We start from the raw sequence: 14,148 nt of genomic DNA on the forward strand, positions 1-14,148 counted from the left end.
GGACGGTGCGTATGAGTGGGTGAGGTGAACGTGCCGGGAGCCCGGGCGGGGAGAGCAGCGACCCGCCCGGGCTCCCGGCACATACGGGCTCGTTCAGTGGTACCGGCCTGCCGGCTTACGGCGGGATTCCGGGTCGCGTCTACCGTTCCCGCACGTGGGGGTGGAAGCGGAAGAGGTAGGCGGTGGCCGGGTGGGTGTAGGAGGCGCCTCTGCCTGCGGCGTGGAGTTGTTCGCGGGTGGGGTGGGGCGGGCGTTTGGGCTGCAGGTAGCGGTCGAGGTCGCCGGTGGTGAGGCGGTAGCGGCCGGAGCGGTGGTGGAGGACGGCGGCGAGCCGGCAGCGGGGGTCGAGGTGGGCGAGGCCGGCGTCGGCGTGGCTGTTGTTGGCCAGGAGCCAGCCTCCCGGGCGCAGGCAGCGGGTGGCGTGCTCGGATACGGGGCCCGCGTACAGGGAGATCACCAGATCCCACTCGGCCGCGGGGAGTTCCGCCAGGGTGCGGGTGTAGTCGCCGGGGACGAAGGCGATTCGGGGTTGTTCGCGGTACTGCTTGTGCCGGGTGGCGAGGGCGGTGGCGTCGGGGCCCCGGAAGGCCTTGCAGGCGCGGGCGTCGGCGTCGAGGTAGGTGACGTCGGGCCAGTGGTAGGAGGGGGCGAGGTCGAGGTAGCTGCCGGGGTAGAGGACGCGGCCGGCTCCGGTGTGGGCGGCGACGGCCTGGTAGAGGGTGGTGCGGTCGCCGGTGTGGCCGCCGATGCGGTCGATGTAGTCGGTGAAGTCCTGCTCGGGCACGGAGGGCTCCGGTGGAGTGTCGGGGCCGTCAGGCCAGGTGGGCGAAGTGGATGGCGTCGGCGGCAGCGGATCCGGCGGTGACGGCGGCGACGGCTCCCTGTTCCCACGTCCTTCCGGTCAGGTCGCCGGCGGCGTAGAGGCCGGGGATGCTGGTCCGGCGGCTTTCGCCCACGGCGACGTAGCCCTCGCTCAGCGCGAGGCCGTGGTCCCTGACCAGGCGTTCGACGAGCGGGACCTGCCGCTGCGGCTGGGGCCACAGCAGGGTCTGGCGCTCCAGGAGGGTTCCGTCGGCCAGCTCGACGGTGTGCAGGTCGCCGTCGGTGTGGTGCAGGCGGGCGATCTCGCCCTGGACGAGGTCGCTGCCCTGCTTGCGCAGGCTGCGGCGCAGTTCGTCGGCGCCGGAGAGCAAGGGCGGGGCGATGGCGATGGTGTCGCCGGTCCAGGCCCGGAAGGCGGTGGCGGCCATACCGAGGTAGCGGGGGTCGTCGGAGACCAGGGCCCAGGTGCGGTCGGCGTTCTCCTCGCCGATGCAGAACGGGCAGTGGATCACCGTGCGGCCCCAGCACGCGGCGACGCCCTCGACGCCCTCGGGGTGCTGATCGATGACGCCGGTGGCCAGGATGACGTTCCGGGCCCAGACCGTGGTCCCGTCGTCCGCGCGCACGGTGAAGCCGTCGCCGGCCGACGGGGTGATCTCGCTGACCGCGGCATCGAGCCGCTGGGCCAGTCCGTAGCTGCCCAGCTCCTCCCAGGCACGGGCACGCAGCTCGTCAGGGGTGGCGCCTTCCAGGCCGATCAGGCCGTGGACACCGCGAGAAGCGGCGTTGCGGGGCGGTGCGGGGGACTCGATGACCAGGGTGCGGTGGCGGTAGCGGGTCAGGGTCAGTGCGGCGGTCAGGCCGGCGGGCCCGCCGCCGATGATCACGGTGTCGTACTGGGCGGTGGGGTTCACAGGATGCCTCCGAAGGGACTTGACGGAATCGAATGACCAGCGGTCATACTACTGACCAACGGTCATTCGCTCGATCTCATTCCCACCGGAGGAACTGTGACCCACAACACCGGCCATGCCTGCGGCACGCCCGACGGCGGCCATGCCCATGGGCCCGGGGCCGCCTCGTACCCGGACTTCGCGTGGGACGACCTCTACGCCGGCGACGGCAGCGACACCGCCGCCCCGGACCCGGTGCTCCTGGCCCCCGCCGAAGGCCTTCCCCCGGGAAGGGCCCTGGACCTGGGCTGCGGCGCCGGCGGCAACGCCCTCGCGCTCGCCGAACGCGGCTGGCGTGTCACCGGTGTGGACCTCGCACCCCGCGCCATCGCCTCCACCCGCGCCGGCGCCTGCGCACGAGGCCTGGACGACCGGGTTGAACTCGCCGTCGCCGACAGCGCCGTCTGGCAGCCCGAGACCACCTACGGCTTCGCCCTCAGTTCCTACGCGCTGCCGCCCCGCGGCCCCGCCCGCACTGCGACCCTCGCCATCCTGGCCACCGCACTCGCCCCCGGCGGGATCCTGGCCCTCGGTGAATGGGACGAGGAAGCCTGCGACTGGGGTGCACCCGGCGACCTGGCCACCCTCGCCGAGCTGACCGAAGCCTTCGCCGCGCTCGGCCTGGACATCGTGCGCGCCGAACGGAAGGTCGTACCGCGGATCCAGCACCCCGGCGCGGACCACGCGGTCATCGTCATCGCCCGCAAGCCGCATGACACCCTGGAGTCCGCCGGCTGACCGACCGCCGGTCAGTCAGTCACCCGACGACGAAGGAGGGACCGTGCCCGCGGACCAGTCCGCCCCCGCCCAGCCCACCGGCCGCTTCCAGCCCCCGGACGTCCGCCGCCGCCAGATCCTGGACGCGACGGCCGCCCTGCTCCTGGCCGACAGCTACGAGGCCCTGACCATCAGCAAGGTCGCCGCCCGCGCCGGGGTCGCCAAAGGCACGGTCTACCTCTACTTCGACTCCAAACAGGAACTCCTGGCCGCCCTCCAGGCGGAGATGTGGGACCGCATGCTCCAGCAGCCCGCCGCCCTCCTCGAACAGCCCGGCCTGACCTGGACCGAACGCCTCGACGGACTCGTCGCCGCCTGGATCGCCGCCGAACAGAACCACCACGAGCTCTACCACCGGCTCTTCCACGAACCCGGCGGCGCCACCGGCGAGGAACCCGCCACCGCGGCCCGCGACCTGCTCGTCACCCTCCTCACGGAAGGTCGCGCGGCGGGTGAGTTCGACGTGCCTGACCCCGAACTCACCGCGGACTTCCTCACCCACGCCTACACCGGCCCCTGCCACCACACCCAGACCGACACCGACATCACCAGAGCCGTCCAAGCCCTCTTCCGCCGCGTAGTCGCCGCTCACCCGCCGAGCGAATCGGCCCCCTGACCACCTTTGGTGACTGCCGTCGTGCTCCGTGCTCTCGCGAGATCGCCGGTGCCCGCCGTGTACACCTGCGTGCGGCCGTCGCGGGTCAGCAGGGCGTCCCGCCGGGCGGGCCGTCGTCCTGGGCGGCCGGCCGGTCCCGCTGCTGCCGGAGGCGGCCGTCGCGCGCCTGCTGCGGCGGTTCGGGGGCGCGGGCGGCAGCAGGCCGCCGAGTGCGGCGGCAAGCAGCAGCAGCCCCGGCCCGCGCCGGCGCGGCGGCGCGCGCCCCGTCCCGCCCGGTCGGCGGACGCCGCGGCCGCCGGCCCCGAGTCCGTACGCGCACTGCGGGTGCTCCGGTACGGGCCCCAGGGGCGGCGGCCTTCCCGTCGCCGCGCCGCAGGGGCCGCCGTACACTGCCGACAACGCCCGGGACGGCGAAGGCCGTCGATTCCTGCGACGGAAAGCGGTCGAGCATGGCGGCAGTGCAAGCGGAACCGCTCGTCTCGCCGGTCGGGTCGCACAACGAGTGGGACCCGCTCGAAGAGATCATCGTCGGGCGCCTCGACGGCGTCCGCATCCCCTCCCGGCACCCTGTCGTGGCGTGCAACATCCCGCCCTGGGCGGCCCGCCTCCAGGGGCTCGCCGCCGGGTTTCGCTACCCGCGCGTGCTGGTCGAGCGGGCGCAGCAGGAGCTGGACGGGTTCGTCACCCTGCTGGAGTCCCTCGGGATCACCGTCAGGCGCCCCGAAGCCGTCGACTACGGGCGCCGGTTCGGCACTCCCGACTGGTCCTCCCGCGGCTTCTGCAACTCCTGCCCGCGCGACAGCATGCTCGTCATCGGCGACGAGATCATCGAAACGCCGATGGCCTGGCCCTGCCGCTACTTCGAGACGCACTCCTACCGCCCGCTGCTCAAGGAGTACTTCCAGGCCGGCGCCCGCTGGACGGCCGCGCCCAAACCGGAGCTCGCGGACGCGCTGTTCGACCCGGGTTTCCGGGTGCCGAAGCCCGGCGAGCCGATGCGCTACATCCTCACCGAGTACGAGCCGGTGTTCGACGCCGCGGACTTCGTACGGGCCGGGCGGGACCTGTTCGTCACCCGCAGCAACGTCACCAACCGCAGCGGCATCGAGTGGCTGCGCCGCCACCTCGGGCCCGCGTACCGCATCCACGAGATCGAGAGCCGCTGCCGCACCCCGATGCACATCGACACCACGTTCATGCCGCTGGCACCCGGGAAGGTGCTCGTCAACCCCGAGTACGTCGACGTCGGCCGGCTGCCCGCCGTGCTCGACTCGTGGGAGGTGCTGGTCGCCCCCGAGCCGGAGCCCATCCGGGACCGCCTGCTGCGGACCGCCTCGCTGTGCGGCAAGTGGCTGAGCATGAACGTCCTGATGGTCGACGAGAAGCGGGTGATCGCGGAGCGGCACCACACGGGCATGCTCCGCGCCCTCGAACGGTGGGGCTTCGAGCCGATCCCCTGCGACCTGCTGCACTACGCGCCCTTCGGCGGCTCGTTCCACTGCGCGACGCTCGACGTGCGGCGCCGCGGCGGCCTGGAGTCGTACTGCCCCTGACGCCCCGCCGGCGCCGCGCCGTCAGCCGACCGGGGCGAGGGGCGCCCCCGGCGCGGGCTGCGCCCCTCGGCTGGCAGCAATCAGCTGCCAGGTGTCACTTCTGCCACTGTTCCGCGCCGGCAGCGGGCTGGAAGGCTGGGGGCCGACCCGCCGCCGGCCGCACCCCGGCCGCCCGTTCCCGACCGCAAGGCGCACCGTGACCACCACCGCTCCCGCATCCCCGTCCCGCCCCTCCGCACCGTCCCGCCCCTCCGACGCCTCGGATGCCTCGGCCGCGGCCGCCGCGGTCCTGCGCGGCCTCGCCCTCGACGAGGACCTGAAGTGGCGCATCCCCGCGGACCCCCTCCTCGGCCCCCTGGCCCGCCGCGTGGCCCGCCGCTTCGTCGCCGGGGAGACCCTCGCCGACGCCTGCGAGCGCGCCGCCGCCGTCCTGGCGGCAGGCCACCGCGCCAACGTCGAGTACATGGGCGAGAGCTGCCGCGACCCCCGGAGGGCGACCGCCGAGACCGAGGTGTTCACGGAGGCCGCCGACCGGCTCCCGCCCGGCTGCTCGATCTCCCTCGACCTCTCGCACATCGGCCTCGCCGTCGATCCCGACCTGGCCTTCGCCAACGCCTCGCGCATCGCCCGGGCCACCGCCGACACCGGCCGCGAGATGGTCGTCTCGGCGGAGGGCTCCGACCGCACCGACGCCGTCCTGGCCCTCCACGAGCGGCTGACCGCCACGTACGACCACGTCGGCATCACCCTCCAGGCCCGCCTGCACCGCACCCGCGACGACCTGCCCCGCGTCCTGGCCCGCCCCGGCCGCGTCCGCCTCGTCAAGGGCGCCTTCGCCGAGCCGGAGTCCGTCGCCCTGCCCCGCGAGTCCCCCGAACTCCAGGCCCGCTACCTGGAGTCCGCCGCCGCCATCGCCGACTCCGGGCACCTGTGCTCCTTCGCCACCCACGACCGGGACCTCCTCCACCGGCTCGGCGAGCGGCTCGGCGGACAGGGCCGCCCCGACGCCTTCTGGGAGTTCGAGACCCTCCTCGGCCTCGGCACCGACCGCCTCGCCGAGATGGCCCGGCTCGGGCACCCCACCCGCGAGTACGTCGTCTTCGGCACCGAATGGTGGCTCTACGTCTGCAACCGCCTCGCCGAGGACCCTCAGCGCCTCCTCCGCGCCGTCGCCGACGCGGCCTCCTGACGGCTGCCGCCCGCCCGGCGGCCCCTCGGCCATGTCGGTGGATCGTGCCGCCCGCCGGGCGCGGGCGACCGCCCCGGGCGGGCCCGCCGGTGTTCACTCGGTGCCGGCAGGCCCCGCACCGTGCGGGGCACCGAACCCTCCGGGAGGCCCGGCATGCAGTTCGTCCAGATCATCGACTTCGAGACCGAGCGCATCGAGGACGTGCGCAGGCTGCTCCACGACTACGACGAGCGCGCGCGGGCGGAAGGCCGCGAGACCGGCCCAGTCAGCCGCCTGCTGCTGAAGGACCGCGCCAACCCCAACCGCCACCTGGCCGTCGTCGGCTTCGACTCCTACGAGACCGCCATGGCCAACAGCCGCGCCCCCGAGACCGACGCGTTCGCCTCCCACCTGGCCCAGCTGCTGACCAGGCCGCCCGTCTACACCGACTGCGACGTCGAGGAGCAGGACGGCGGCCGCGGCTGACCCGCACCCGCGGACCGTCCCGATGGTGGAAACCGGACGTCCGGCACGGAGAGCGGCCCCGCCCCGGCCGGGCGACCATGGAGGGGTGGAGACGACGGAGCCGCCGCGGGGCCGGCACGGCCGGGGCGCGGGGCGATGAGCGACCCCGCGGGCATGGAAGGGCTGGTCAGCAGTGCCGCGCAGGCCGCCGGCGGCTGGCTCGGGGCCCTCCCCATCGCCCAGGTCGCCACCAGCGCCGACGGCACCATCGTCCGCTGGAACAGGGCCGCCGCCGACCTCCTCGGCTACGGCCCCCAGCAGGTCATGGGCCGGCACATCGCCGACCTGCTGCACCCGGGCGTCGACCGCACCCTCGGCCGCTCCCTGTGGGAGGCCGCCACCAACCGGCGCGGCGTCATGGGTACCGTCACCGCCTGGCACGCCGACGGGCACCCCCTGGAACTGGAGATCTGGGCCTGCCCCGTGCCCGACCAGTACGACGGCCCGTCCGCCCTGCTCGTCTTCGCCGCCGACGCCCACGCCGCCCGCCGAATCCGCGGCTCCTCCGCCGTGTGGGACGGCCTCTTCACCCGCTCTCCCGTCGGCATCGGCGTCCTCGACACCGAACTGCGGTTCCTCCAGGTCAACCCGGCCCTGGAACAGATGAACGGCCTGTCGCAGGCCGCGCACATCGGGCGGCGGCTCACCGAGCTGCTCCCGGAGGTCAACGCCCACGAGATGGAGGAGGCGATGCGGCAGGTCCTGGAGACGGGACTGCCCATCCTGGACCTGCGGCGCACCGGACGCACCCCCGCCCGCCCCGACCGCGACCGCGTGTGGTCGTGCTCGTACGTGCGGGTCGAGGACCCCGGCGGCCGCCCGATCGGCATCGTGGCCACCCTCCTCGACATCACCGAGAAGCAGCACGCCCAGGTCGAGGCCGAAGCCGGCCGGCGCCGCCTGGCCCTGCTCAGCGAGGCGTCCATGCGGATCGGGTCCAGCCTGGAGGTGGAGCGGACCGCCCAGGAACTCGCCGACCTCGCGGTGGGCCGCCTCGCCGACGCCGTCACCGTCGACGTCCTCGAATCCCTCGCCCGCGGCGACGACACCGGCAGCGGCCTCGCCGGCGGCACCGCCCTGCGCCGCCTCGGCAAGGCGCCCCTGACCGGCTCCGCGGTCATCGGCGTCCTCGCCCCGGTCGGCCGCACCCTCACCTTTCCCTACGCCGCCCCCTACACGCAGGCCCTCTCCGCCCGCCGCCCGTTCGTCGTGCCCCGCCTCGACGAGGAGGCCATCGCCCCGGCCGGCCGGCACACCAGCCGCCCCGCCCGCCTGCTCGCCCTCGGCGTGCACTCGATGATGATGGTCCCGCTCGTCGCCCGCGAGACGGTGCTCGGCGTCGCCGGCTTCTACCGCACCGGCCCGTGCGGCCCGTTCGCCGCGGACGACGTCACCCTCGCCTCCGAACTGGCCGCCCGGGCCGCCGTGGGCATCGACAACGCCCGCCTCTACCACCGCGAGCACGACACCGCGCTCACCCTCCAGCGCAGCATGCTGCCCCAGCACATCTCCCCGCCGCCCGGCGTCGAGGTCGCCCACCGCTACCTCCCCGCCAGCGACGTCAACGAGGTCGGCGGCGACTGGTACGACGTCCTGCGACTGCCCGGCGGCCGGGCCGCCTTCCTCATCGGCGACGTGATGGGGCACGGCACCGCGGCCGCCGCGGTGATGGGCCGGCTCTCCGCCAGCGTCCGGGCACTCGCCCGGCTCGACCTGCCGCCGCCCGAACTGCTCCGGCAGCTCGAAGCCGCCCTGGACGACCTGGCCGAGCCCATGCTCGCCACCATGTGCTACGTCGTCACCGACCCGGCGACCGGCCGGTGCAGCGTGGCCCGCGCCGGGCACCCGCCGCCCGCCCTCCTCGCCCCCGGCCGCGCCGCACGGCTCCTCGACATCCCACCCGACCCGCCCCTCGGCGTGGGACACCCCCGCTACACCACCACCCACCTCACCCTCGAGCCCGGCAGCATCCTCGTCCTCTACACCGACGGACTCATCGAGGCCCGCGGAAGCGACATCGACGAGCGGCTGGCCGAACTCACCGGCACGCTCTCCGAGGAGCCGCACCCCACCCTCGCCGGACTCGCCGACGGCCTGCTGGCCCGCCTCGTCCCCGCCTCCGCCGACGACGACATCGCCCTCCTCATCGCCCGCATCCAACCGCCCTGACCGGCGGCCGGCGCAGGGCGCCGCGGACGGCCCACCGCCGGCCACTTCCCGGAGCGCCTAGTTCCTCCCGTGGTGCGGCTCCGCCATGATGAGCGCCCGTCGGGTTCCGAGGGAAAGGACCGCCCATGGCGAGGCCGCAGACGGGGCAGGGTGTGCTGCGCCGCAAGCCGATCGACCACATCGACGAGACCGAGGGCGCCCCGAGCGAACAACTCGCGCGCACGCTGGGCCTTTGGCAGCTCACGGCCATCGGCGTCGGCGGCATCATCGGCGCCGGCATCTTCACCCTGGCAGGCACCGTCGCCAACGGCACCGCGGGACCGGCCGTCCTCATCTCCTTCCTCATCGCCGGCGTCGCCAGCGCCGCCGCGGCGTTCTCCTACGCCGAGTTCGCCGGGCTGATCCCGAAGGCCGGATCCGCGTACACCTACGGGTACGCCGTCCTCGGCGAGATCGCCGGCTGGTTCATCGGCTGGGACCTCCTGCTGGAGTACACAGCGATCGTCGCGGTCGTCGCCATCGGCATCTCCGGCTACTTCAACTTCCTCCTGGAGGCGACGGGCACGAGCCTGCCCGTCTGGATGCTCGGCGCGCCCGGCACCGGGGAAGGCCACCGCGTCGACCTCATCGCCGCCGTCCTGTGCCTCTTCACCGCCTACCTGCTCACCCTCGGCATCAAGAACGCCGCACGCTTCGAGACGGTCGTCGTCGTCCTGAAGGTGCTGGTGGTGCTGCTGGTCATCGTCGTCGGCTTCTTCCACATCGACACCGCCAACTACACGCCGTTCTTCCCCTACGGCGTCGGCGGAGCCATCACCGGCGCGGCCACCGTCTTCTTCGCCGTCTTCGGCTACGACGCCATGAGCACCGCCGCCGAGGAGTCCAAGGACGCCCAGCGCCACATGCCCAAGGCGATCATCTATTCGCTCGCCATCTCCATGGTGCTGTACGTGCTGGCCTGCCTCGTCCTGACGGGCATGCAGAACTACACCGAGATCGACCCGGAGAGCGGCTTCTCCACCGCGTTCCAGTCCGTGGGCCTCGACGGGGTCGCCAACATCATCGCCGTCGGTGCCATCATCGGCATCCTCACCGTGATGTTCACCTTCATGCTCGGTGTGACACGCGTGTGGTTCTCCATGAGCCGCGACGGACTCCTGCCGCACTGGTTCGCCAAGACCCACCCGACCCGGCACGTGCCGACGCGCGTCACCTGGATCGTCGGCGCGGGCTCCGCGCTCATCGCCGGGTTCGTGCCGATCGGCGAGGCCGCCGAACTCACCAACATCGGCATCCTGCTCGCCTTCGCCGTCGTGTGCACCGCCGTCATCGTGCTCCGCTACCGGCGCCCCGACCTGCCGCGCCAGTTCCGCACCCCCCTGATGCCGGTCACGCCCGCCATCGGCGTCATCGCCTCCCTCTGGCTGATCACGTACCTGCGGGTGGAGACCTGGCTCCGCTTCGCGGTGTGGTTCCTCGTCGGCCTGGTCGTCTACCTCGGCTACTCCTACCGGCACTCGAACCTCGCCAAGACGCAGCCGGAGGCGGGAGCGGGCGGCCGGCGCCCGCCCGTATAGCCTGCGCAACACCCCGAAAACCCCACTTCGCAACGGGTTTCACACATCGTGCGAACCGCCTGACAGGAGCGGCCGGGCGTGGGACTTTGGTGGCTCCGCCACGAGGAGGGGATGCATGCCGAAGCACGCCGGCAGCGAAGCCGAGGCCGAAAAGGACCTCCAGGAGTACTGCGCCTCGATCGGGTTCGACCCCGAGTGGATCGGCCCGGGGGACTGGCAGACGACGATCGGGATCGCCTGCAACGAGAAGTACGGCTTCGCCGAAGCCCACAACACCATCGACAAGGACAAGGAACGGCTGCTCAAGGCGGGCGCCCGCGACGCACGCCAGGCCACGCTCGACGCGGACCCCGACGGCCTGCTCGCGGCCGTGGCCAAGCACTACGCCCTCAAGGACACCCTCGTCCCCGTCATCCTCAAGCAGTGCGCCGCCGCCTACGCGGGCGGGGAGCGTGTCAACCTCGGCCTGGGCGGATCCCCCCTCGACCCCACCGCGTACGAGGAACTGCGCGAGGAGTGGCGGACCGCGTCGCAGCTCGCCGGGGGCGGCGTCTTCACCGGGTTCGTCAGCCACGCCCCGCAGGACAAGGCGGCCCTCGGCAAGGGAAACGTGGGAGCCACCCTCGCCCGGCGCAAGGTCCAGGGGAACCTCCTCGTCAAAATCGCCGGGGTGCGCTTCAACATGCACGTTGACATCGACGCGTAGCCCCGCCGCGCACGACCGTGCCGCGCCGGCGGAAACCGCCTGCGCGGCACGGGGGTACGGGGCCCGCGGGCCTGCCGTCAGCCGTAGCCCCCCCTGCGTACCCGGTGCCGTGACGGCTCCGGGCCGTGGTGACCGCCGGAGTGCAGGGGGTGCGGCAACCGCCGCCCCCGGGCCGGTCCCGTACGGACGTGACAGGGACGGCCCGAGGGCCTGGCCGACGGTGCGCCAGGCGGCTAGGGTCGCCCGGCAGCACCGACCCCGCCGCCGTACCGACAAGGCACTCCGTGACCCGTACCCCCGCCCACCGCACCGCCCCGTCCGCCGGCCGCCCCGCCCGGCCCGTCCGCCCGGCCCGCCCCGGAGAACTGCCCGCGCTCGTCGAGCACCCGGGCGACCCCGAGCGGAACGCCGCGACGCGCGCCTACCTCGCCCGGCTCCTCGACAGCGCGTGCACTCACCCCGCATGGTGCCTCGTCGCCGAGGGCGGCGACGGGCGGCCCGTGGGCAGCGTCGTCCTGTGGACCCTCCCCGGCCACGACATCCCCCTGGCCGTCGTCCTGTTCGAAGCCCCGGCCGACGAACCGGAGACCGCGGCCGCGCTGCTCGGAGCCGCAGCCGACCTCGCGGCCGAGCTGGGCGCGACCGCCCTGGAGCACGTCCTCGACGCGCCCGCCCAGGCCCCCCAGTTCCAGCGCGACCCGGAGCGCCGGGCCGGCCTGCTGCGGCAGGCGGGCTTCCGGCAGGTCCGCGACGGCCGCCGCTTCAGCCTGCACACCGGCCCGCACACCGGCGACCGGCTCCCTCCGGACGACCCCGCGCTCGTCTTCCGCCCCCTCGCAGAGCTGGGACGGCAACCGTTCGTCGCCCTGCTCGAAGACCTCCTCACGGACACGGCGGACGCCCGGCTCGCCGCCGACGTCCGCGAACACGGCGCGCGCCGCGCCGCCGAGCTGCTCTTCGAGGAGACCGCCGAGCTGACGCACGATCCCGACTGGTGGGAGATCGGCTACGACGCCGCCGACGGCACCCCGGCCGTGATCAGTCTGCCCGCGGAGAACCCGCTCGTGCCCGTGATCGGCTTCGTCGGCGTCGCGCCCGCCCACCGCGGCAAGGGGTACGCGGCAGCGGCCGTCGTACGCGGCACCCGCATCCTCGCCGCGCACGGCGCGACCGAGATCCGCGGGGACTGCGACGCGGGCAACGCCGCGATGGCGAAGGCGTTCCTGCGCGCCGGGTACCGGGTCGTCGCGAACCGGCAGGAGTTCAGCCGCCCGCTGTGACCGCCCCGGGGGAGGGGCCGCACCTGCGCACCACGGCGAATTCACCTGCCGGTCGCCCGGCCGCCCCTCGCGCCGCCCGTCCGGCCGCGAGAGTGTCTCCCGTCCTGACGATGCAACCCCCCTACACGGGAGGCAACATGACGACACGTCTTGCGGGCCGGGCCTTCGCGCTGGTCCTGGGCCCGGTCCTGGCCACGGCACTGTCCCTGCCGGCCGAGGCCCACAGCACCCGGGAAGTCCACCCGAAGGCCGAGACCGCGGCCCTGTTCGACGACGGGCCGGGCGGCGACGCCAACGCAGACGACCCGGCGATCTGGCGCAACGCCGCCGACCCCGGCCGCAGCCTCGTGATCGCCACCGCGAAGCAGGGCGGGCTGCGCGTCTACGGCCTGGACGCCCGGCAGATCCAGTCGGTCCCCGCCCCGGCCGGCCCGGGCGCCGACGACGCGCCCGGCCGCTTCAACAACGTCGACCTGGTCCACGGGATGCGCCTCGCGGGCGGGCGCGCCGACGTCGCCGTCGTCACCGACCGCGGCAACGACCGGCTGAGGATCTACCGGATCGACCGCGACCGGCCCGGCGGCCCCCTCACGGACGTCACCGACCCCGGAGTGCAGCCCGTGTTCTCCACCGGGCAGGAGGAGATCAACGAGCAGGCCACCGCGTACGGCCTGGCCACCTGGACCGACCGGAGCACCGGGCGGTCCTACGCGCTCGCCAGCCGGCGCAACCGCACGAGCATCGCCCTGCTCGAACTGGTCCCCACCCGCGCCGGCACCGTCGACTACCGGCAGGTGCGCACCATCGACCTGCCGTCGTCCTTCCGGCTGCCGAACGGCACCTCCTGGACGCCGTGCGGCGAGCCCGGGGAGCTCCCGCAGGTGGAGGGCATGGTCGTCGACCCGGCGAACGGCATGCTCTACGCGGGGCAGGAGGACGTCGGAATCTGGCGGATCAAGGCCGACCTCACCGGTCCCGCCCGGCTCATGGACAAGGTCCGCGAGTACGGGGTCCCCGGCACCTACGACGAGGAGACCGAGGAGTGCACGCCCGGTGCCGACCCCGGCTACGGAGGCAGGCACCTGGCGGCCGACGTCGAGGGCCTGACACTGATCACCGAGCCCGACGGCGACGGCTACCTGCTGGCTTCCGGCCAGGGTGACAACCGGTTCGTCGCCTACGACCGGGAAACCGAGGACGACAACGAGTTCGAGGGCTCCTTCCGCATCACCGCGGCCTCCGCGGCCCTCGACGGCTCGGAGGCCTGCGACGGGGCAGCCGCTCTGAACGCACCGCTCGGCGCCAGGTACCCCAACGGACTGCTGGTCGTCCAGGACGGCCAGGAGACGCCCGGCGACGGCGACCGCGAGGCCACCGGCTTCAAGTTCGTCGACCTGGGGGAGGTCCGCGAGGTCCTCGACTGACAGGACGCCGCCGGCGGGGCGGTCAGGCCCTGCCGAGGGCCGCTGCCCCGAACGACACGTTGAAGCGGTCGCACCAGATGCTGACGCTGGTGTAACGGGCGGGGTCGGTCCCGGCCGGCAGGGGGTAGTTCTGGTCGCCCCTGTTGGCCTTGAGCCTGCCGAGGCTGAGGTGCTCGCCGTCGTCGAAGACGTGCCAGCCGTCCCGGCCCTCCTTGACCGGCGCGTCGGCCAGCCACACGTACAGGTCCGGGCCGTCGCTCGTCTCCAGGCCCTCCAGGCGCAGTGTGTACGAGCCGTCGGCCAGCCGGAGGAGCTTCACCGACCCGGTGGTGTCGTGCTCGTGGCTGACGAACGCGCCCGACGCCACCGTCTGCGGGCCGGCCGGGGCGGGCGGCGCGGTCCGGCCGCCCGCCGTGGGGGAGGGGGCGGCGGTGGCGCTCGGCAGGGCCTCGCGCAGGGTGCGGTCCGTCCACAGCTTCCAGGGCTGGAACCAGTACATGCCGAACGCGACCGCGACGACGCCGGCGACCGCGAGACCGATCAGGATCTTCCGCTTTCCGCTCCCCAGAGCCGGCATG

13 protein-coding genes are annotated in these 14,148 nt (G+C 73.8%); 10 read left to right on the top strand and 3 right to left on the bottom strand.

From position 1 onward, the window contains the following. Positions 1–139: 139 nt before the first annotated feature. Both C0216_RS14495 and C0216_RS14500 read right to left on the bottom strand, forming a co-directional pair. Entirely contained in the window at positions 140–784 is a 645-nt protein-coding gene (locus tag C0216_RS14495; protein WP_114055691.1) for a hypothetical protein, read from the bottom strand. Between the two features lie 28 nt (positions 785–812). Beyond that, positions 813–1,736, bottom strand: coding sequence for an NAD(P)/FAD-dependent oxidoreductase (locus tag C0216_RS14500; RefSeq protein ID WP_114055692.1), 924 nt, complete (start codon positions 1,734–1,736; stop codon positions 813–815). A 96-nt stretch (positions 1,737–1,832) separates the two neighbouring features. Between C0216_RS14500 and C0216_RS14505 the strand changes: the two genes are divergently transcribed. The 10 genes from C0216_RS14505 (at position 1,833) to C0216_RS14550 (ending at position 13,570) form a co-directional block, all read left to right on the top strand. Then, positions 1,833–2,513: an SAM-dependent methyltransferase gene (locus C0216_RS14505; RefSeq protein ID WP_216827082.1), complete on the top strand. Its 681-nt coding sequence runs from the start codon at positions 1,833–1,835 to the stop codon at positions 2,511–2,513. Positions 2,514–2,556: 43 nt separating this feature from the next. Then, positions 2,557–3,168, top strand: coding sequence for a TetR/AcrR family transcriptional regulator (locus C0216_RS14510; RefSeq protein WP_162793205.1), 612 nt, complete (start codon positions 2,557–2,559; stop codon positions 3,166–3,168). 449 nt (positions 3,169–3,617) lie between these two features. Next, positions 3,618–4,721, top strand: coding sequence for an amidinotransferase (locus tag C0216_RS14515; RefSeq protein ID WP_114055695.1), 1,104 nt, complete (start codon positions 3,618–3,620; stop codon positions 4,719–4,721). A 196-nt stretch (positions 4,722–4,917) separates the two neighbouring features. Then, positions 4,918–5,910: a proline dehydrogenase family protein gene (locus tag C0216_RS14520; protein ID WP_114055696.1), complete on the top strand. Its 993-nt coding sequence runs from the start codon at positions 4,918–4,920 to the stop codon at positions 5,908–5,910. 153 nt (positions 5,911–6,063) lie between these two features. After that, positions 6,064–6,375 carry a hypothetical protein gene (locus C0216_RS14525; RefSeq protein ID WP_114055697.1) on the top strand — a complete coding sequence of 104 codons (312 nt, stop codon included), beginning with the start codon at positions 6,064–6,066 and terminating at the stop codon, positions 6,373–6,375. A gap of 135 nt (positions 6,376–6,510) precedes the next feature. Further along, on the top strand, positions 6,511–8,583 hold the full coding sequence (locus C0216_RS14530) for a SpoIIE family protein phosphatase (protein ID WP_114055698.1): 2,073 nt from the start codon (positions 6,511–6,513) through the stop codon (positions 8,581–8,583). Between the two features lie 125 nt (positions 8,584–8,708). Then, on the top strand, positions 8,709–10,160 hold the full coding sequence (locus C0216_RS14535; protein ID WP_114055699.1) for an amino acid permease: 1,452 nt from the start codon (positions 8,709–8,711) through the stop codon (positions 10,158–10,160). 115 nt (positions 10,161–10,275) lie between these two features. Then, entirely contained in the window at positions 10,276–10,866 is a 591-nt protein-coding gene (locus C0216_RS14540) for a hypothetical protein (protein ID WP_114055700.1), read from the top strand. 284 nt (positions 10,867–11,150) lie between these two features. Then, positions 11,151–12,146 (top strand): GNAT family N-acetyltransferase, encoded by a 996-nt coding sequence (locus C0216_RS14545; protein WP_114055701.1) that lies wholly within the window; start codon positions 11,151–11,153, stop codon positions 12,144–12,146. Between the two features lie 137 nt (positions 12,147–12,283). Then, positions 12,284–13,570, top strand: a complete 1,287-nt coding sequence (locus C0216_RS14550; protein ID WP_114055702.1) for a phytase — start codon at positions 12,284–12,286, stop codon at positions 13,568–13,570. Between the two features lie 22 nt (positions 13,571–13,592). Here C0216_RS14550 and C0216_RS14555 read toward each other — a convergent pair whose 3' ends face one another. Beyond that, positions 13,593–14,147, bottom strand: a complete 555-nt coding sequence (locus C0216_RS14555) for a DM13 domain-containing protein (RefSeq protein WP_114055703.1) — start codon at positions 14,145–14,147, stop codon at positions 13,593–13,595. Position 14,148 lies beyond the last annotated feature (1 nt).

Source organism: Streptomyces globosus, from assembly GCF_003325375.1.
Classification (GTDB): domain Bacteria; phylum Actinomycetota; class Actinomycetes; order Streptomycetales; family Streptomycetaceae; genus Streptomyces; species Streptomyces globosus_A.

Excerpts from the sequence above, each read along its gene's own strand:
- C0216_RS14515 (WP_114055695.1), top strand. The coding sequence starts at position 3,618 with ATGGCGGCAGTGCAAGCGGAACCGCTCGTCTCGCCGGTCGGGTCGCAC.
- C0216_RS14525 (WP_114055697.1), top strand. The coding sequence starts at position 6,064 with ATGCAGTTCGTCCAGATCATCGACTTCGAGACCGAGCGCATCGAGGAC.
- C0216_RS14530 (WP_114055698.1), top strand. The coding sequence starts at position 6,511 with ATGAGCGACCCCGCGGGCATGGAAGGGCTGGTCAGCAGTGCCGCGCAG.
- C0216_RS14535 (WP_114055699.1), top strand. The coding sequence starts at position 8,709 with ATGGCGAGGCCGCAGACGGGGCAGGGTGTGCTGCGCCGCAAGCCGATC.
- C0216_RS14540 (WP_114055700.1), top strand. The coding sequence starts at position 10,276 with ATGCCGAAGCACGCCGGCAGCGAAGCCGAGGCCGAAAAGGACCTCCAG.
- C0216_RS14550 (WP_114055702.1), top strand. The coding sequence starts at position 12,284 with ATGACGACACGTCTTGCGGGCCGGGCCTTCGCGCTGGTCCTGGGCCCG.
- C0216_RS14555 (WP_114055703.1), bottom strand. The coding sequence starts at position 14,147 with ATGCCGGCTCTGGGGAGCGGAAAGCGGAAGATCCTGATCGGTCTCGCG.